This is a genomic window from Methanococcus maripaludis, assembly GCF_002945325.1.
Lineage (GTDB): Archaea > AGJL01 > Methanococci > Methanococcales > Methanococcaceae > Methanococcus > Methanococcus maripaludis.
Genome location: NZ_CP026606.1, coordinates 914,641 through 934,041, shown reverse-complemented (window position 1 = coordinate 934,041; position 19,401 = coordinate 914,641). Strand labels below are relative to the sequence as shown.

Below are 19,401 nucleotides of genomic sequence, written 5' to 3'. Positions count from 1 at the left end.
TAGGTGAGAAAAGATGATACCTTCAACAGTTCCGCCAAAATACAAAGTTTTTGTGGATCCGGAAAGATGCATGCTTTGTGAACGATGTACTACTGAGTGTTCATGGGGCGTTTACAGAAGACAGGGAAATAAAATTTTAACGTACCCTAACAGATGTGGGGCATGTTTAAGATGTGCTTCACTGTGCCCTAGAGATGCTATTACCGTTACATTAAATCAATCATGCGGTAGGGAACACCCCGTATGGACACCTGAAGTAAAACAGGATGTTGTAACACAGGCGAAATCAGGATGTATTCTATTAAGCGGTATGGGCAATGCAAAAGAGTACCCGATATACTTCGATAAAATTGTTCTTGATGCATGTCAGGTAACGAACCCTTCAATAGATCCATTAAGAGAACCTATGGAACTTAGAACATACGTTGGTAAAAAACCAGAAAAATTAGAATTTGACTACGTTGAAGAAGAAATCGACGGTAAAAAAGTCAAAAAAGCAAAATTAAAAACAAAAATTGCTCCAAATCTTAAGTTAGATACTCCAATAATGATCGGACACATGTCATACGGTGCACTTTCATTAAATTCCCACAAAGCAATGGCAAAAGCTGTAAAAGAATGTGGAACGTTCATGGGAACAGGTGAAGGCGGACTTCACAGGGATTTGTATGGATATTCAGATAACATCATCACACAAGTTGCAAGTGGTAGATTTGGTGTAAACAGTGAATATTTAAACAAAGGGGCTGCAATTGAAATCAAAATCGGTCAAGGTGCAAAACCTGGAATCGGAGGGCACTTACCTGGAGAAAAAGTGTCAGCAGAAGTTTCAATGACGAGAATGATTCCTCAAGGTTCAGATGCAATTTCGCCAGCACCTCACCACGATATCTACTCAATTGAAGATCTTGCACAACTCATCAGAAGTTTGAAAGAAGCTACAAGATGGAAAATGCCAGTATTTGTTAAAATTTCTGCAGTGCACAATGTATCAGCAATTGCAAACGGTATTGCAACATCAGATGCAGATGCAGTTGTTATCGATGGATTTAAGGGTGGAACTGGTGCTGCACCTAAAGTATTTAGGGATAACGTTGGTATTCCAATCGAAGTTGCAATCGCAGCAGTAGATGATAGATTAAGAGAGCAAGGAAACAGGCATAAAATAAGCATCATTGCAAGTGGAGGTATTAGAAACTCCGCTGATGTATTCAAGTCAATTGCACTTGGTGCTGATGCAGTGTACATTGGAACCGCTGCAATGGTTGCAATGGGCTGTACAGTATGTGGAAGATGCTACACGGGACAGTGTGCATGGGGTATTGCAACTCAAAAACCTGAACTCGTAAAAAGATTGGAAGTAGATGACGCTGCAAGAAGAGTCGCTAATTTAATACACGCATGGACTCACGAAATCCAAGAATTACTCGGAGCTGCAGGAATTAACTCTATAGAAAGTCTCAGAGGAAACAGAGACAGATTGAGGGGCGTAGGACTCAGCGAGATTGAATTAAATACATTAGGAATAAAACAGGCAGGAATGTAATGGCCAGTCTAGGTGAAAGAATGAAAGAACTTAAAATTGACGCCAAGGACATGGACTACAGGGAATTAAACGAGAAAATCCACGAAGTTTTGGACGAAAACAAAGACTTGGAAAAATTAGTACTTGAAAATGTTTTAGGCCAGAGATTTATTGGAAACGGAGTTTCAAGAAAAGATTTAACGATAATCGTAAACGGAGTTCCTGGTGGAGACCTCGGAATGTTTATGAAAGGCCCTAAAGTAGTTGTAAATGGAAATGCGGACCATGCTCCGGGAAATACAATGGATGAAGGATTTGTCGTAATTCACGGAAGTAGTGGGGATGTAACCGGCCACTCGATGAGAGGCGGAAAAGTTTACGTTCAAGGAAATGTTGGATACAGAAGCGGAATCCACATGAAAGAATACAAATACAAATTCCCTGTTTTAGTTATCGGTGGAGCTGCAAAAGACTTCCTTGGGGAATACATGGCTGGAGGAATTATTTTAAACTTCAACATGGATAAAGAAGATACTGAAAATATCGAAGGAAGAATGATTGCAACAGGAATTCACGGCGGTGTAATTTACATCAGGGGAATTGTCGAAAGTTCCCAACTTGGAATTGCAGCAGACATCAAGGACTTTACTGAAGAAGACATTGAAAAAATTACTCCATACATCGAAGAATTCTGTGCAGAATTTGGTTATTCTAACGAAATCAAAGAAAAACTTATCAATTCAAAATATACAAAAATCGCTCCAATTTCAAGCAGGCCATTCCAGAAACTGTACACACCTGATTTGAGATAATTAAAATACTTTAAGAGATTTAGGTGGAAATTATGAAGTCATACTTGAACTTAAAAGAAGAAGTATGGGATAGAGAAACATGCTCTGGTTGCGGAGCGTGCGTTTCTGTATGTCCTACTGAAAATATATACTTTAAACAGCAAAGTCCCGTGCAGTTTGACTGTGACGAATGCGCATGTATTATTGTGCCAACTGAAAATGGGGAGTCTCCAATTTCAGCGGAATTCTGTAAAGTAACTCTCTACGATGTAAATTGCGGTGCATGTTACAATGCATGTCCAAGAACAAAAGAAAGACACATCTTTAATTTAGAAAAAGTTCCAGGAAGAGTTATTGAAAATTATAAAGCAAAATCAACACTCGAAACTAAAAATATTCAAAGTGGTGGTGTTGTAACCGCAATTTTAGCAAATGCCTTCGATGAAGACTTAATTGACGGCGCAATTGTTATGATGGAAGATAAATGGACAATGGATCCAAAATCATACCTTGCAACATCGAAAGAAGACGTTTTAAAAACTGCTGGAAGTAGATACAACTGGAACGTCCCAATACTCGAAGTTTTAAAAGAAGCTGTAATGGTAAAAAAATTAAACAAAATTGCAGTTGTTGGAACACCTTGTGTTATTAATGCAGTTTACCAGATGATGGCAACAAACAACGATTTAGTTGAACCTTTCAAAAAGGCAATAAGGTTAAAAATATCACTGTTCTGTTTTGAAACCTTTGACTATGATAAAATGCTCAAAAAGCTAAAAGAAGTTGAAGTAAACCCTTGGGATATTAAAAAAATGGAAATTGACAAGGGAAAACTCATAGTTTCAACAATACATGGCAACGTATTCAATTTTAAAATTGATGAAATGGATGAATATGTCAGAAAAGGATGCAAAGTCTGTAGGGACTTTACAGGAATTTCTTCGGATATTTCAGTTGGAAACGTTGGAACTCCTGAAGGATACTCCACAGTTTTAGTAAGAAACAAATGGGGTAAAGGATTCTTCGATAGAACTGTAATCAACGGATACGTTTCAGTTGAAGGAGAAGCATCAATAAACCCAGTAATATCACTTTCAAAAAAGAAAATGGAAAGAGAAGATATTGAATTTTAATTCCTTTTAATTTTTAATAAACTTACTTTTTTAGAAATAAATTTGATTAACTAAAATTTAACCTTATAAAATGTTAAAAAGACGATTTACATAAAAAGTCCTGCCAAAAACAATATATATTAAAAAAAGGTATATTTGTTGCTTATCGTATGATAAGCGAAATATACTGTTAAATATCGTGTTAACGGTGTTTGAAATATTTGTCCATAGTTGCCGTACTTCGTAACTTGGCACAAAGACACTCTCGTAAAAATAGTTTACTCAAAAATAAATTGGCACTCTTTAAGTACATGGGATAAACCCCATGTACCTTTAAAAGATTTATTTTACAATTATTTCTGACGTTAAATCGAAAGGATTTGACCGCATTGCAAGTGAAAATAAATATGGATAGTTATTTTTTAAATACATCATGTAGTCTAACCATTCTGATACGAGTCTTTCGTACACTCTTACAATGTCTCCAGAAATATGGTCAATATCTGATTGCGGTAAATTATCGATATCTTTTCTTTTCATGAGTTCTTCAGAAAGGTGTGAAATTGCTCTTAAGAGTCCCGTAAATTTTTCATGTTCTAAAAGTGCCGGATTTTCCATTAATCTAAGTATAAATGGTGATTCACTGTTTAAAAACTCTTTTAATTCTTTAATATTGTCTGAATTTATTTTTACATGGTAATTATAATTTTTTAAAATTTTATGGGCATTTTTAAATTCCCTGTCATCCCAGTTATTGTTTACTATTAAATTTTTTCGAATTTCTTTTAAATCCGGGTCATTATCAGAAAAGTAAGTTAAAAGCTCTTCTCCAACTTCTGAAAAAAATGAACCAATAACCATATTTAATTTTTCAAGAGTCTGTTTTTTATCCCTGTGTTCAAGCAACCTGTGAAGAATCAAAGTTACAAGTAAAACTTCTATTGGTGTAAATGCGATGTCTCCTAAGAGATATATTGAAATATGGTGAATATCGTGGAATATTAAAAAATGAATGTAGTATAACACAGTTGATAGTGCAACCAAAGTCACTGCAATTCCTATTTCCCATTTAGTATCGCTCAAAATATCACCTATTCTATTGGAAACCTTAATAATGCTGAAATTCCACCGAGTGCTTTTAACTGTTTTCCTGCATCGTGTTCCGTTGAAACAATAATTATATTTCCATTAATATTTTCAACACTGTTCATTAAATTTTCAACACTTCGCCTGTTTCTTCTTAAATATTCGTCAGTTAATAAAAGTGTATCAATTGCAGAGAAGTTCATTGCATTGTTAACACTTTCAATTCCATACGCCGCAAGACCTTTTTTAGATATTTCTTCGAGTAATTTTTCCACTACTTGCGTTTCTTTGCTGATTCTTGCTTCGCCGTAAATTTTATCAATAATTCCTGATTTTAAAATTTCAGAAAGCCCTGATTTTCCAGTATGGTTTGCAGATTCTACAACTACATTTGGAGCCAAACTTTTATATTTTTCAGAAATGTAATTTTGAATATTGTTTTTTCCAAATCCTGGGCCTGCAAAGAGTATTTTTCCTTCAAATTCCGAAATCGAATTGATAATATCCGAATAATAGCTAAATTTAGCCTGTTCATTTTGTTTGTAATCCAATTTTTTAGAAACGCCCGATTTAATGCTTGCAAGTTCCTTAATTCCAAATTCACGAACTAAAAAGATGTCAGCTTCGCTATCATCCATAATAACGACTACTACTTTTGGCTTTTTAGAAGAGTCTTCTGCCTCTTTTAATCTTTCAATATCCCATTTTTTCCAATTTTTTTGAACTGAAACCTGTAAAAGTGGTTCAATATCAATTGTATGGTATGATCCAATTGGAATGTCGTCAGGTGCATGGATAATTTTTCCACTGACTCTAAGCCTGTTGAAATCTTCGTGAAAATTAATTTTTTCAGCTTTTATTCCTAAAAAAACTCTTCTTTTAGTCCCTCTGTCGGCACGTAGTTTGTCACCTTTATCTTCCGTTCTTCGCTCGGTTACCGCGTAAATTGCATTGTATGGCTGTATTATATGTGACAAATGCCATAAATCATCTAAATTTTCTGGAATTAATTTTATTATGTTTTTTTCAGGTATCTCTTGAATGATCTTCATTATATCTCTTTTTTAGGCATTTTCTCGTTTTCTTCACTTTCTTCGTAATCGTGAACGAATATATCTCCGTTTTGAAGTATGGTCACAACAAATGGTTCTACTACCATTCTGTTTTTGATGTACCTTTGAGCATTCTGGTTTACAAACTCCATGATTTGAAGTGAAGAGTAGTTTACATGTATTTCTTCCTGATCGGACTTTGAAAAAATAATTTTTGGGATACTAAATACGTCAGTTCCCTTATCTATTTTAATCTTAGAAGGTGCGATTATATCGTTATAGATACTCAATGTATTCCGCGCTTTTTCAATGTTTTCGCGAGCTCTTTTCTCGATCATGCTGATGTTTGCCCTACTTGTCCCCATAATATTGGCAATTTCATCTTGAGTGTGGCCTCTTTTCCTGAGGTTTAGCACATTTATCTGAATTTCTGTCAAAAACGATTCCATAGTTCCACTTTTCATAAGTAATTATCATATATTATCTTAAAATTGGTATATAAAATAAATGATTTAAATGTTTTTTTAGTTTGTGAAATGATTTATTCTTTAAAAATTCAAAAAAAGTTTTTAGAAATGAAAAATTATCTTCCAAGTTCAGAATGCGCTTTTGCAAGATGTCCTGCAGCAAGGGCGCCAATAAGTGATAATTCACCTGCTAAAACAGCGGCACCTGCAATTTCTGCAAATTTAACTGCTTTTTCAGCACCTGCACATCCGAGTATTTCGAGACATTCCCTCTGAGTTTCAACTCTTGTTCCACCGCCAATTGTTGCAACAGGCAAATCTGGAAGTGTAACTGAGAAATAAAGGCCATCACCAGTACATTCTGCAGTTGTAATTCCCATACTTCCTTCAACAATATGTGCTTCGTCCTGCCCGGTTGCTAAGAATAATGCACCAACAATATTTGCGTACTGTGCGTTAAACCCTAATGATGAACTTATTGCTGAACCAATTAAATTTTTGTAAGTGTTTACCTGTTCAATTGCTTTTGAAGTGGTTTTTAGATATTTTTCAACGTATTCTTCTTTTAAAAATACTTCTGCAACAACACTTTTTCCCCGTCCTTCGATCAGGTTTATTGCAGCAGGTTTTTTATCAACACAGACATTACCGCTTAATGCAACCGTATCTATAATTATTCCTTCTTTTTTAAGTTCTGATTCGATAAATGAGCAGGCTTTTTCGGTTGCAATTGTTACCATGTTCATTCCCATTGCATCCCCTGTTTTAAAAGTAAACCTCGGGTACACGTTTTTTCCAACTATCAAAATCGGACTTATCTGAATTAGCTTACCATGTCTTGTTGTGGATTCCGCAATTTCTTTTATCTTTGCGAAGTTGTCTAATATCCACTCTTTTAATTTTAAAGCATCAACTACAGAGTTCGTTTTAATTATTGGCGCACGCGTCATCTTGTCGTCGATCACGCGTACTGTTGCACCACCACATTTTGTAATAATACTGCACCCTCGATTAATTGATGCAACGAGAGCACCCTCTGTAGTTGCGAGAGGCACGTTAAACTCACCTTGTGCATATTTTCCATTGATTGAAATTGGGCCTGCAAACCCGAGTGGAATCTGGACTGCACCAATCATGTTTTCAATGTTTTTTTGCATTGCAAGTTTTTCGTCAAGCGTGTATTCCTGAATATGCCTTGTTTCAACGTTTGATAGTTTTTCAACGTATTTTCGCCTTGCAATAACTGCATTTCTTTCTCCAAATTCTGAATCAAGCTGGTAAACTTTTATTTCTTTTTTAAGTAGTTTTTCAACGATTTCATCGATATTAACGTTATTTTCCATTTTTCCACCATGCCGAGTTCATAAGGTCTTCTTTTGAAGTATTAATTGAGTAGGATACAAAATCATGGGTTATTCTTTTTGCAAACGCTTTAGAGAAGTTTTCCATAATTTCTTCGGGATTTTTGGTTTTAGAAAGTTTAATTGCTTTTTCAAGCTCTTTTACTCGAATTTCTTCAATATAATTATTAAAATCTTTTAAAACTTCTTCAACATTGATTTTTTCAATCTGTTTCATAAGAACATTGTATTCTTCATTAATAATTTTTTCAACGGTGGGAACTTCTCCAATTCGTTTTTGAAGATTTTTATCAGATATATTTCTTAAATCGTCAATAGTATATAGATTTATATTTTCAAATTCCCTTACCGCATCGTCAACGTCTCTAGGGTTTGCTATATCAATTATAATCTTGTTTCCAACGTCAATTAAATCTTCTTTTTTTAAAATGTAGTGGGGTGAAGATGTAGCACAGATTATAACATCACTAAAGTTAATTGCTTCTTTTAATTTGTCAAAATGAACTGCCATTCCTTTTAATTCTTTTGCGAGTGTTTCCGCACGTTCGTAAGTTCTATTTGCAACAATTACAGCTTTTATATGTTTTTCCATGAGTGCTTTTGCAACCAAAGTTCCAATTTCTCCTGCACCGATTAGTAATACATTTTTGTTTGCAAGTCCGAAGTTTTTTTCCGCAAGTTCGACTGCTGCACTTCCAATTGAAACACTGCCTTCGTTAATTTTGGTTTCAGTTCTTGCACGCTGTCCAACGTGTATTGCTTTTAAAAAAACGCTGTCCAAATAACGGCTTGTTTTTTTAAGTTCTCGCGCTTTTTGAAAACTTGTTTTAATCTGGCCCAAAATCTGGTTTTCCCCAAGTATCATCGAGTCCATTCCACAAGACACTTTTAAAAAATGAAAAGTTGCATTTTTTCCTTTTAAAATGTCAAATCCTGAAAAATCGCTCAAAATACAATCTACATCAGAATTTACTTCAGTATCAAAGTAAGCTTCAATCCTGTTACAAGTTTGAACTACAACACATGCATCATATTTTTTATAAAATTCATCCTCGTCAATTCTCATTTTTTCAAGAACTGGTATCGGATATTTTTTGTAATCTGCTCTAACAACCAACATAGATTCACCTATGTTTTTCAATAAGTTCTAAAAGTTCTTTTTTAAATTTTTCATCATTAAATACGGTTTCAAGAACTTTTTTTCTTTCGTTCTGATCTTCAATTTCACTTTTTAAAAAATCACGAAGTTTATTTTGGAAATCAAGTTCAAATTCAGAATTTTTTAAATATCCTTCAACATTCTTTCGAATTTCCCTTGCAATAATCGGACTTTTTCCGCCAGTATATACTGCAAATGAGACACCATCAACCTCACAGCATGCAGGAACTATCAAATTAGATTCTTTTTCAAAAGTTGAAGAATTTATGAATTTTTTTATACTTTTTGCAATCGAAACAATCCGTTTATTGTTTTTTTCGTCGATCGCGGTTATTATAATATCGTGACTTTTTATTATTGAATATAGTTCTTCATCACTTAAATTAGTTACATCGGATTCAAAAAATCTCGCATTTTCGTATTTTGAAATATCAAGTTTATCAATATTTTTGGAATAAATGGTAATTTTTGCATTGCTATTTAGGAATTTTTCAAATCTTCTTTTTCCAACGCTTCCAAATCCAAAAATCAAAACATTAAATCCGCTCAAATCTAAAAAAACAGGAATCATATTTTCACAAGCAATTTATCTATTCAATAGTGAATCATATATATCATAAGTTTTTTTTGAAGATAATCTCCAGGAAAAGTTTTTTGAATAATTCAAACCTTCATTTCCAAGAGATTTTCTTAAATTTTTATCATTAACAAGCATATTTATTTTATCTTCGAGGATTTTTGTATTTTTTGGAGGAACAATGTACCCATTTATTTCATCTTTAATCAATTCAGGAATTCCGCCAACATTAGATCCAATAACTGCTTTTTTGCATGCAAAAGCTTCTATGATGGTCATTCCAAGACCTTCTGAAATCGAAGGAAGCACCAAAAAACTGCAATTTTTTAAATATTCTGAAACTTGGCTTTGCGTTTTTGTACCAAGCAATTCAACGTTTTTAATGTCGTTTACTTTTATAAAATCCATTATTTTAGTATAAAGTGGGCCATTACCAATGATTTTAAAATTAAAATCAATATTTTTGATACTTTCTAAAAAATAAAAGATTCCTTTTTGTTCAACCAATGATCCGACAAATAATCCATAATTTTTATCGTTATCCGATGGATTAAACAATTCTTCATCAAATCCGTTGTATATGACGTCTGAATCAAGATTAAAATTTGTTTTTAAATTATTTTTTAAAAATTCGCTAACGCAGATTATTTTTTCAGAATTATAAACTGCATAATTAAAAAAGTATTTTCCAAAAGTATTTTTTGATAAATTCAATACATCGCTTCCATGAAGTGTTAAAACTGTTGGAATACTGCATTTTTTTCCTAAAGTTGCCCCTAAAAATCCTTGGGGTGCTGCATAGTGGCTGTGAATTAAATCTATTTTTTCGTCTTTAATTATTTTTTTCCCGATTTTATACCCATTTAAAATGTAGCTAGGGCCCCTTAATTTTGAAAAGTACGGAACTTTATGGATTGTAACGTTTTCAAAAGAATTATTAATGGTTTCATCAAAATTGTAGTTTAAAATATGGAATTCAAAATCGTCTAGTTTGTTTAAATTTTTTATTAAATTTTCAACATGTATTGAAACTCCTCCAATAAATGGATAATATATGGAGGGAAGTAATATTTTCAAAATAACACCAAAAAAAAAGAGATTAGTGGGTAGTTTTCCACTTTACAAGGACATAGTGTTTTTGAGGCTCTTTTAATTCCTCTTCTATTCTTTTTGCTAACGGATCAACTATATTTTTTCTAACCCTGTCTTCAAAATCCTTAAAGCTTTCAAATTTTTTTATTTCCCTTTCTTCAATTACTTTCCACATTGAAGTTTTACCAATTCCCGGAAGCAGTTGTAATGTATGCATCCTGTTTGTAATTGGCCCGCAATTGTTTAAAAATTCGATAAATCTTTCTTCCTGTGCTTTAACAGCTTCTTTTATAACGTGAAGAAGTTCTGTTTTTGCAGTAGGTGTTAATTGTTCGTATTTTAGCATTTTTGATACGAATTCTACTTTTTCCCGTTTACCTTTCCCTATGTAGAGTTTTTCTGCAAGATCTGCAACCTGATTATCCTTAAAAGTTAATTCCATCATTACAAACTGTTTTTCGCCAAAAGCTTGTGCAATTGGTTTTTTTTGATGAAGTGGCCTAGTATCTTCAGGGTAACCATATTCTAAGAAGTCTAAAACGTATGCGTAATCTTCAAACTCTCGTTTATTTTGTTCATGCCCCTCTCTCATACTTACACCTATCAATGTTGAAAATTAAAATAACATTACTTAATATCGAGTTAATTCAATAAAAAACTAATTGGTTCAATAATAAAATGGTAGAAAAGCGTTATTTGAATTTACTAACTACTTCTAAAATTTCGTCCTTGTTTTCAGGGACGTCAACTCTATAGAATATGATTTTTAAGTCTTCTTCTGTTTCAGGAAGTAAGTCAATAATTTTAACTGCCATTTTTTCAGTTAAACCTAAATTTACGAGCTGTTCAAACATAGCGTCAGCATCTTCTTTACTTATTGTTGAAAATTTTCTTAAATAATCAAGTGAACAACCGTGTTCATACGATAATTCGTCAAAATCTGCTCTTTCATCCATAATTTCGGTTGCATGAGCAATTGTTGTGTATTTTTCGGAAATAATTTCTTTTCCAATCATAATCTCCCTCAAAAACAGATTAGTCTAAAAAAAAGATATCTAAAATAATTATAATTTAGATTCTCTTAAGTGTTGCGGTCTAGCAATAATATCTTTGTATTTTCCGCCATCTTTTACTCTAACTAAGAATGAACTTCCTCTTTGAGCAACAACAACTCCCGTTTTACCGTGGAATTTTGGGTGAGGCATTCCTTTCTGTACTGAAGGGTCGAGTACTACGTGAACAAGGTCTCCTTCAGTGTAGCATTTTAAAGCTCTTGTTAAAGGAGCCATTCCTTTCTGTCTTGGGTGTTTCTGAAGTTTATATCTTGTTTTGCTTCTAAATCCTTCACTTTTTTGCATAGTTATTCCTCCTAATGTGTTTCATGAACATAATTGGCATAGTGTCTATCCTTTTTTTCACTACCAATATATAACCATTTCTATTTTAGATATTTTCTGCATCTTCATAGTCGTGAACATCCAGAACATCTAAAAATTTACAGATACATTTTTTATTTAACAATTCCGAAACGGAAGGGGTTGTTCTTCCTTCATCACTGTTAATAAGCTCTTTGATGTATAATCCGCCATCGCAGAATATTTTAAGTTCAAAGTTATGATCATCAATCATATGGGGCCAAGCTTTATATACTTTCCGTACACGCACGAGGTCTGCCCTTCGATGCGAGACTCTATCGGGCGTTCTTTGATCAATCGTCAAATCTTCGAGTTTTTTTACTAATTCGGCTACTTCTTCATTTGATACTTTTTCTTCGCACTCAACGTGAGCAAGGTATGTTTTTTTATGCGGTTCGTTTTTGAAGAAGTGAACGTCCTTTTTAACCCCGTATTCAACATTTATTATTTCAACATTTCCAGATTCATTAACTTTTGAAGCAAGCTCTTCTAAATTAACTTTTCTAATCTTTGGCTCTTTTATTTCAATTACAAACGGCCTTCCATTTCCAAGCATTCTAACGTCGATGTCTTCTCGCCCCGCACCGTGAAGTGCTTCTGAACTTCCTTTCATAACTTCCATGAATGGTTCTGCAATAATTTCTTCAACTGATGTCATGTACTGTTTTCCTGTAAAGTTGCATTTTTCACAGCCTTTTCCTTTACACGATCTACAGTGCCAGTGGCTTTGGGGAATTCCTCTAACGAGCTTTTTATACCGTCCTTTGATAAATACGGGGTTTACCTGAAGCGTAACTTTTTGATTGTATGGGTTCACCATTACAACGATGTCCGGATTTTCCTTGTCAACCCGTCTTTTAACTAATGGTACTACAACTTTTCCAAGTTCTCTTCCAAATTCCTGTCTTATACTTTCTATGAATGGGGTTTCAATCTCTTTTTCAAGTTCTTTAAACCTTTTTGGAAGTTTTGTACCGATTAAAAAACTGTCAAACTCGTATTCAGAAAGTGCATTAACTACATTTTCAGCAACTGTTTCAATATTTTCAGGTTCAAAAATTCCTTTACACCAGGGGCAGAGTTCGTCACAATCTTCGTTTTTTTCGTATTCGGCTTCATTTTTAAATTTTGTTTCGTATTTTTCAATATTGTCAATTAAATCAAGTTTTATTCCGGAAATTCCTGATTTATAAATGCAATACATCAATTCTTTAATTTCTTCTAATTTTTCAGGTTCTATTGGTTTTAATTCTGGATTTTCAGAAGTTTCGTTCATTTTTTCAAGAGCGGTTCTTAAATCTTCTTCAAGTTCGATTGCTTTTGCAAGTTTTAAAGCATGCCCTCTCTCAAAATTACTCGACCTAATAAGTTTTCCGTAAAGTCTTCCAAAACATCTGTCGCACAATGGGTATTTTTTTAAAACAGAATAATCTATATTCATATAATCTCACCAGGTGATTTCATGATAATAAATGCGGATCTACATATTCACTCAAAATATTCTATGGGAACTTCTAAGTATATGGATATCGAGCATATATTAAAATATGGTCCAGTAAAAGGTCTCGATTTAATTGCGACAGGAGACTGTTTACACTCAAAATGGCTCGAAGAAATCGAAAAAAATGTCAATAAACCGCTTCTTCTTTCAACAGAGGTCGAGGATAGAAATCGGGTCCATCACCTAATATATCTGCCGCATACTTCCCAGGCTCATGATTTAAGAGATAAATTTTCAAAATATTCAAAAAATATCGATGCTGATGGAAGACCAAGAGTTTCATTAAATGGAATGGAAATTATCGATGCAGTAAGGGATATTGGCGGACTTATCGGCCCAGCTCATGCATTTACCCCCTGGACAAGTATTTACAAATCATTTACTTCAATTTATAATTGTTATGCGAGAAAACCAGATTTTATCGAGTTAGGACTTTCTGCTGATACTGATATGGCAGACATGGTTGAAGAACTTCGAGATCTGCCTTTTTTAAGTAATTCTGATGCCCACTCATTTTATTCTCATCGGCTTGGAAGGGAATTTAACCAGATGGATGTAGATGAACTTGGCGGACTTGAAACAAACTTTGAAGAAGTAAGAAAAGTTTTAAAACACAATAAAATAACTGCAAACTATGGACTTGATCCAAATCTTGGAAAATATCACTTAACTGCATGTACGAGATGCTACACTAGATTTACATTAGAAGACGCCACAGAAAACAATTTTAAATGTCCCGAATGTAAGGGAACAATAAAAAAAGGAGTTCATGATAAAACTCTGGAACTTTCAAAGGATAAAAAAGTAGTTCACCCAGATTTCAGGCCAGAATATCACAAAATAATCCCTCTTGCAGAAATAATTTCACTTGCAATCGGAAAAAATATTGGAACTAAGTCTGTAGATACGATTTGGGAGCAGTATATTGAAAAGTATGGAAATGAAATTGATGTTTTGATAAATGAAGATATATCTGAACTCAAAAAAATAAATGAAAAAGTAGGACATATCATAGACCTTTTCAGAACCGGTAAAATATACATTTATCCTGGAGGGGGCGGAGAATACGGCCATATTTCAAAGGTTCCAGTAAGTGTTAAGTGGTTCAAACCAAAATTAACCCTCGATTCATGGGTAAAATAATAAAAAAGTAGAAATTAAAATTTAATTTAAATATTCTTTTAAAACTTTTGAAAGCCTTTTAATTCCTTCAACTATTTTTTCGTCAGGCATATTTGAGTAATTTAACCTGAAAGAATTTTCATGACCGCCGTTTGGGAAGAACGATCCTCCTGGAACGATTGCAACGTTATTTTTCAGGCATTCATCTAAAAATTCGCGCGCATTATATTTTTCAGGAAGTTCAACCCATGTAAAAAGTCCGCCTTCAGGATTTGTATATTTAAGCCCCTCTGGAAATTCTTCTGAAATTGTTTTAATCATTAAATCTCTTCTTCCCTTATACAATTCTTTTAATTTTGACACTCTTTCGTCAAAATCGTAATTTTCAAGCATTTTTGAAATAATTCTCTGGGAAAATGACGAGGTGTGCAGATCTGCGCTCTGTTTTATAAAGATGTATTTTTCAAGGATATCTTCAGATGCAGCAATCCATCCAACCCTAAGCCCTGGGCAGAATGTTTTTGAAAACGTTCCCAAATGAATTATAAGACCATTTTTATCCATTGATTTTAACGAAGGCAAAATTTCTCCATCAAATCTTAATTCCCCGTAAGGATTATCTTCCACTACAGGAATTTCATATTTTTCAATTATTTCCATGAATTTTTCCCTTCTTTCAAGAGTCCAGGTCTTTCCAGTGGGGTTTTGAAAATCAGGGATCGCATAAATGAGTTTTACATTTTTGGTAGTTTTTAAAATTTTTTCAAGTTCTTCTGGAATCATTCCAAAGTCATCAGTTGGAACTTCTTTAAATTGTGGCTCGTATGATTTGAAGGCGTTAATTGCTCCAAGGTATGTTGGACTTTCACACAATACTACATCATTTTCATCCAAGAATACTTTTCCAGAGAAATCTAATCCTTGCTGGGATCCACAGACGATTAAGATATTATTTTCTGTAAGCCCTGTTTTTAGTACTTTATTCATCCGTTCTGAAATTTGCTGCCTGAGTGGAGGGTATCCTTCCGTTATATCGTACTGTAGGGATTCAGGACCCATCTCGTCGAGAACAATTCCAGAAATTTCTTTTATCTCTTTTACTGGGAAGAGTTCTGGTGCAGGAAGTCCGCCTGCAAAAGATATTATTTCAGGTTTTTGAGTAACTTTTAAGATCTCCCTTATTTCGGAAGATTTAATGTTTTCCATCCGTTTTGAGTAGCTTAATGCCATACGCATCCCTTAAATTTTCGATAAAGATATATTTTGGTAGTTCATAACATACAAATATACAGTATATTGGGTATATTGTAGTATATCTAATCTATATATACATTATAGTGCACGAGGAAAAGTCATGAAGGATCTTAATAAGGCAATTTCTAAAAATCTGAAAAAAATCCGTAAAAAGAAAGATCTAAGTTTAGATGCGTTATCTAATCTAACTGGAGTAAGTAAGAGCATGCTCGGTCAAATCGAGCGAGGAGAAGTAAACCCTACAATTTCAACAATTTTAAAGATTTCAAATGGTTTAAAAGTTTCATTCACTTCACTTTTAAAGAACGAAAAACCCGAGATTGATCAGATTCCCTTTGAAGAGTTAAATCCTGTTTTCGAAGGTGAAGGCCACAAACTTTATCCAGTAATTCCTTTTGAGGATGATAAACGATTTGAAACGTATATTGTCGAGATAAAGCCTGGACACAAGTATTATTCTGAAGGCCACGTGAAAGGAACCGAAGAAATTATAACTGTTTTCGAAGGTGAACTGCTAATTTCAATAGGGGAAATTGATTATTTCCTTAAAAAAAATGATACAATCAGGTTTAATGCCAATAACTCACATGTTTATGAAAATAGGGGTTTAGAACTTACAAAATTAAATCTTATCCTTCATTACGAGTAATTTAAAAATAGATTAAAAGGTTAAAATAAATTATTGACAGCATCCACAGGTTTTTTCCTGTTTAATGCATTCTACAGGGCATACGTCTGAACAGTCGCCACAGTCGTTACATTTAGCACAGTCAATAACTGCTTTACCATCAGCGTTTTCTGAGATAGCTTGTACAGGGCATACTGGAACACATGCTCCACATGCGATACATTCGTCTTCGTTTACTTTATATACCATAATTACACCTCAATTAGTAATTTTTTCAGGTTTATTCTCATTAAGCATTACATATTTTTATAGGTTTGTAAATGTTTCTAATTGCCCCATTGTATTTATACCTCAAGGGAGATTTTTGTTATAAACCATAAAGTGAAAAGTCATGAAAGAAGAAATGAAAGGAATTTACGTTCTATGGATCACAATTTTTGTGACGATGCTCGGTATTGGGCTAATTTCGCCACTTCTCGCGATATTTGCAAAATCATACGGGTTATCAAATTTCCAGATAGGACTGATTTTTGGATCTTTTGCACTAGTTAGGACGATATTTCAGCTTCCTGCGGGAACCCTATCAGATTCTTACGGAAAAAAAGTATTTTTGGTGGGCGGAACTCTTCTTTATGGTGTAACAACTTTATTTTATGGTTTTGCATCAGGATTTGCAAGTATATTGATAGTTAGGACATTCACAGGAGTTTTTTCTGCATTCGTAAATCCTGTTGCAGGTTCATATATCGCACAAACTTCGCCAAAATCAAAACTTGGAGAATACATGGGGTTATTTAATTCTGCGATATCTTTAGGATTTGGGGTTGGACCGCTGCTTGGGGGATTACTTGCAGATATGTATGGATTTATGGTTCCATTTTATGTAGGTGGGCTTTTAGGTATAATTGCATCAATAATAGCATATTTTAAACTTGAAGATACTCCAAAAACCCAAGAAAAACAAAAATTATCTTGGAAAAATTTATTTTCACTGGAATTTTTAAAAATGAGGAATTTTAGCGCGGCATTTATAATAAATATTGCATTAACAATTTCTAGAGGCGCAATTTTAGCATATCTTGCAATTTACGCTTATGATTATGGAGTTTCTGCCTTTAAAATCGGAATAATGCTTGCAGCAATGAATCTGGTTCTTGCAGTAACTCAAAAAATGTTTGGAAGAATTTTTGATGAAAAAGGAAACAGAATAATTTTACACGGAATAATTATTGGAAATTTGGGAATGTTTATCCTTGCAATGTCCACGTCATTTACTACAATGTTTATTTCGTTAATTATCTCATCAATAGGGGCTTCAATGAGTACTCCGGGCATTAATTCGATCGCAATACGAGATATTCCGGATAAAAGACAGGGTGAAGCAATGGGCCTTTACACTGCAAGTATAAATGTTGGAATATTTTTTGGAGCAGTTTTACTCGGCTATATTTCCGATATCGTTGGAATTTCTAACATGTATAAAATAGGGGCAGTATTTTCATTTTTAATAAGTTACATTGCATATATTGCGATAAAAAAATAAAAAAAGAATAAATAATGATTTAATTTTCTACTTCTTCTGTAAATGCCCATTTTAATAGTGGCGGTGTTGAAATAATCGATATTGTAATGAATATCATTGTTGCAGCAATGAATTTTCCGACATTGGATTCAGAAATTACTCCTGCATGTATTGCAACCATAAGGTTGATCAATGCAATTTCTGCTCGAGGAATCGATCCAATCCCCATTTGAAGCGATTTTTTCATATTCCAACCCATGATTCTCGCACCAAATCCTCTTCCAACGACTTTACTTACAATTGCAATTGCAGTTAGTACTAAAGCAAGGTAGAGTGCATCAAAATCTCCAAAAATTGTTAAATTTAAGGATGCCCCCGTATATACGAAGAATAAAGGGATTAATATACTGTAGCCTATTGTTTTAACGTCTTCAATTAAGTTTTTACCTTCGGCAGTTCTTGAAAGTACTAAACCTGCCATAAATGAGCCTTCAATAGCGGCCTCAAACCAATTTTCTGCTAAAAATGAGAATAAAAACATGACTGCTATTGCAAGAGACAGTATTCCTTTTTCTACATGGAGTTTTTCTGAAAACGAAATAAACTTATTTACAAGTTTCATGGCAAGGAATCCTGTAATTATAAAGAAAATTGCGAATTTTCCTAAAAGTCCAAGGATGCTTCCAGTACCAACTGCAAATATTATCAGCATTATGCCTAAAAAATCGTCCATAATGCTGGCACTGAGCGATGCTGCACCAACTTCACTTTTTAAAACACCCATGTCCATCATTACCCTTACAGTAATTCCAATACTCGTTGCAGTTAATACCACTCCTCCTGCAAACGATTCAGCGGCAGTGTAACCCATATACTGCAGTGCAAGGTAACCCATTACAAGCGGAACCAAAACACCAAAAACAGTAGAAACTGTAGCAATTTTGCCAGTTTTCTTTAAAACCGACAGGTCAGTATCAAGCCCACCTAAAAATAACAAAAATATAATGCCTAAACGTGATAAAAAATCAAAAATTTCATTATTCTGAATTGTGAGATGGTCAGGACTTACTAATCCAAAATATACTAGATTTCCAAGGATCATTCCCATAATCATTTCACCGAGAACTCCCGGAAATCCTAATTTATTCATCAGGTGGTCACCAAGTTTACCAAAGATTATCGCAATTCCAATGGTAAACAACACCCAGCTAATATCCATTAAAACCCCTCTAATTATTCTTGAGCCAAACAAAGACTTAAAAATTTGTCAATTAATATTTTTAAACTTATTTCTCCAATTAACCTTTCTTCGTCATTTAAAACTGCCAATATCTGCACATTGTACCGTTTCATCTTTAACAGTGCATCGATAACTGTAGAATTATGATTGATAGTGAGTGCATTTTTTTCCATGACTTCTTTTGCAGTTTTTGCACCGCCAATAACGGATTTCAATGCAGAACGAGTACTGCCTATGTACAGGTTATGCTTGTCTGGAGGAAGTAAAAAGTCAATTACACTCAAATATTTAATAACACCAAGCAAACTGCCTTCTTCTTTACAATTTATAACCCAAACGTGGTGTCGTGATCTTAAAAGTTCCATAACCTTAATTATTGGGTCATTATAGCAAACAACAGGCATCATGTCTACAGGAGGTATTACATGTTTCAATTTAATGTTATGATACTTTCCAAGTGCATTTTCAAGATTTTCCATATATTCACCAAAGAGTTT

At 33.7% G+C, this 19,401-nt stretch carries 21 protein-coding genes; 6 read left to right on the top strand and 15 right to left on the bottom strand.

Going from position 1 to position 19,401, the window contains the following annotated elements; translation table 11 throughout:
* The first annotated feature begins 13 nt into the window (after positions 1 to 13).
* From MMJJ_RS05020 to MMJJ_RS05010, 3 genes are read left to right on the top strand one after another with little or no spacing between them, the layout of a single operon-like run.
* Entirely contained in the window at positions 14 to 1,546 is a 1,533-nt protein-coding gene (locus tag MMJJ_RS05020; protein WP_104837942.1) for a glutamate synthase-related protein, read from the top strand.
* A 20-nt stretch (positions 1,547 to 1,566) separates the two neighbouring features.
* Positions 1,567 to 2,337 (top strand): GltB/FmdC/FwdC-like GXGXG domain-containing protein, encoded by a 771-nt coding sequence (locus MMJJ_RS05015; RefSeq protein ID WP_104837941.1) that lies wholly within the window; start codon positions 1,567 to 1,569, stop codon positions 2,335 to 2,337.
* A gap of 32 nt (positions 2,338 to 2,369) precedes the next feature.
* A complete protein-coding gene (locus MMJJ_RS05010; RefSeq protein ID WP_104837940.1) occupies positions 2,370 to 3,449 on the top strand; it encodes a Coenzyme F420 hydrogenase/dehydrogenase, beta subunit C-terminal domain in 1,080 nt (359 codons plus the stop codon).
* A 321-nt stretch (positions 3,450 to 3,770) separates the two neighbouring features.
* Here the strand turns inward: MMJJ_RS05010 and MMJJ_RS05005 are convergent, their stop codons facing one another.
* The 11 genes from MMJJ_RS05005 to MMJJ_RS04955 all read right to left on the bottom strand — a co-directional run bounded on the left by MMJJ_RS05005 (position 3,771) and on the right by MMJJ_RS04955 (position 13,078).
* Complete coding sequence (locus MMJJ_RS05005) at positions 3,771 to 4,511, bottom strand: hypothetical protein (RefSeq protein ID WP_104837939.1); 741 nt, start codon at positions 4,509 to 4,511, stop codon at positions 3,771 to 3,773.
* An 8-nt stretch (positions 4,512 to 4,519) separates the two neighbouring features.
* Entirely contained in the window at positions 4,520 to 5,566 is a 1,047-nt protein-coding gene (locus tag MMJJ_RS05000) for an mRNA surveillance protein pelota (RefSeq protein WP_104837938.1), read from the bottom strand.
* Entirely contained in the window at positions 5,566 to 6,015 is a 450-nt protein-coding gene (locus MMJJ_RS04995; protein ID WP_013998563.1) for a Tfx family DNA-binding protein, read from the bottom strand. Before MMJJ_RS04995 ends, MMJJ_RS05000 begins: the two co-directional genes overlap by 1 nt.
* A 134-nt stretch (positions 6,016 to 6,149) precedes the next feature.
* Positions 6,150 to 7,376 carry a hydroxymethylglutaryl-CoA reductase (NADPH) gene (gene hmgA / locus MMJJ_RS04990; protein ID WP_104837937.1) on the bottom strand — a complete coding sequence of 409 codons (1,227 nt, stop codon included), beginning with the start codon at positions 7,374 to 7,376 and terminating at the stop codon, positions 6,150 to 6,152.
* On the bottom strand, positions 7,366 to 8,514 hold the full coding sequence (gene hemA, locus MMJJ_RS04985) for a glutamyl-tRNA reductase (RefSeq protein WP_104837936.1): 1,149 nt from the start codon (positions 8,512 to 8,514) through the stop codon (positions 7,366 to 7,368). The genes hmgA and hemA overlap by 11 nt, the downstream gene beginning before the upstream one ends.
* A gap of 4 nt (positions 8,515 to 8,518) precedes the next feature.
* The gene (locus MMJJ_RS04980) at positions 8,519 to 9,124 is read right to left on the bottom strand and encodes a precorrin-2 dehydrogenase/sirohydrochlorin ferrochelatase family protein (protein ID WP_104837935.1); all 606 of its coding nucleotides are present in this window, start codon (positions 9,122 to 9,124) and stop codon (positions 8,519 to 8,521) included.
* A gap of 15 nt (positions 9,125 to 9,139) precedes the next feature.
* A complete protein-coding gene (locus MMJJ_RS04975; protein ID WP_104837934.1) occupies positions 9,140 to 10,207 on the bottom strand; it encodes a glycosyltransferase family 4 protein in 1,068 nt (355 codons plus the stop codon).
* 22 nt (positions 10,208 to 10,229) lie between these two features.
* The gene (locus tag MMJJ_RS04970; protein ID WP_104837933.1) at positions 10,230 to 10,814 is read right to left on the bottom strand and encodes a DUF655 domain-containing protein; all 585 of its coding nucleotides are present in this window, start codon (positions 10,812 to 10,814) and stop codon (positions 10,230 to 10,232) included.
* A 100-nt stretch (positions 10,815 to 10,914) separates the two neighbouring features.
* Positions 10,915 to 11,238 carry an RNA polymerase Rpb4 family protein gene (locus tag MMJJ_RS04965; RefSeq protein ID WP_104837932.1) on the bottom strand — a complete coding sequence of 108 codons (324 nt, stop codon included), beginning with the start codon at positions 11,236 to 11,238 and terminating at the stop codon, positions 10,915 to 10,917.
* A 48-nt stretch (positions 11,239 to 11,286) separates the two neighbouring features.
* Positions 11,287 to 11,580: a 50S ribosomal protein L21e gene (locus MMJJ_RS04960; RefSeq protein WP_011170037.1), complete on the bottom strand. Its 294-nt coding sequence runs from the start codon at positions 11,578 to 11,580 to the stop codon at positions 11,287 to 11,289.
* 85 nt (positions 11,581 to 11,665) lie between these two features.
* On the bottom strand, positions 11,666 to 13,078 hold the full coding sequence (locus MMJJ_RS04955; RefSeq protein WP_104837931.1) for a tRNA pseudouridine(54/55) synthase Pus10: 1,413 nt from the start codon (positions 13,076 to 13,078) through the stop codon (positions 11,666 to 11,668).
* Between the two features lie 21 nt (positions 13,079 to 13,099).
* Between MMJJ_RS04955 and MMJJ_RS04950 the strand changes: the two genes are divergently transcribed.
* Positions 13,100 to 14,281 carry a TIGR00375 family protein gene (locus MMJJ_RS04950; RefSeq protein WP_104837930.1) on the top strand — a complete coding sequence of 394 codons (1,182 nt, stop codon included), beginning with the start codon at positions 13,100 to 13,102 and terminating at the stop codon, positions 14,279 to 14,281.
* A gap of 21 nt (positions 14,282 to 14,302) precedes the next feature.
* Here the strand turns inward: MMJJ_RS04950 and MMJJ_RS04945 are convergent, their stop codons facing one another.
* Complete coding sequence (locus tag MMJJ_RS04945) at positions 14,303 to 15,490, bottom strand: aminotransferase-like domain-containing protein (RefSeq protein WP_104837929.1); 1,188 nt, start codon at positions 15,488 to 15,490, stop codon at positions 14,303 to 14,305.
* 124 nt (positions 15,491 to 15,614) lie between these two features.
* Here MMJJ_RS04945 and MMJJ_RS04940 point away from each other — a divergent pair, with 124 nt between their 5' ends.
* Complete coding sequence (locus MMJJ_RS04940) at positions 15,615 to 16,163, top strand: helix-turn-helix domain-containing protein (protein WP_104837928.1); 549 nt, start codon at positions 15,615 to 15,617, stop codon at positions 16,161 to 16,163.
* 30 nt (positions 16,164 to 16,193) lie between these two features.
* Here the strand turns inward: MMJJ_RS04940 and MMJJ_RS04935 are convergent, their stop codons facing one another.
* Complete coding sequence (locus tag MMJJ_RS04935; protein WP_011170042.1) at positions 16,194 to 16,391, bottom strand: 4Fe-4S dicluster domain-containing protein; 198 nt, start codon at positions 16,389 to 16,391, stop codon at positions 16,194 to 16,196.
* 142 nt (positions 16,392 to 16,533) lie between these two features.
* On the opposite strand from MMJJ_RS04935, the gene MMJJ_RS04930 reads away from it, so the two are divergent.
* Positions 16,534 to 17,685 (top strand): MFS transporter, encoded by a 1,152-nt coding sequence (locus MMJJ_RS04930; RefSeq protein WP_104837927.1) that lies wholly within the window; start codon positions 16,534 to 16,536, stop codon positions 17,683 to 17,685.
* 19 nt (positions 17,686 to 17,704) lie between these two features.
* On the opposite strand, the gene MMJJ_RS04925 is transcribed toward MMJJ_RS04930, so the two are convergent.
* Both MMJJ_RS04925 and MMJJ_RS04920 read right to left on the bottom strand, forming a co-directional pair.
* Positions 17,705 to 18,883 carry a cation:proton antiporter gene (locus MMJJ_RS04925; RefSeq protein WP_011170044.1) on the bottom strand — a complete coding sequence of 393 codons (1,179 nt, stop codon included), beginning with the start codon at positions 18,881 to 18,883 and terminating at the stop codon, positions 17,705 to 17,707.
* A 14-nt stretch (positions 18,884 to 18,897) separates the two neighbouring features.
* Positions 18,898 to 19,383, bottom strand: a complete 486-nt coding sequence (locus MMJJ_RS04920; RefSeq protein WP_011170045.1) for a CBS domain-containing protein — start codon at positions 19,381 to 19,383, stop codon at positions 18,898 to 18,900.
* Positions 19,384 to 19,401 lie beyond the last annotated feature (18 nt).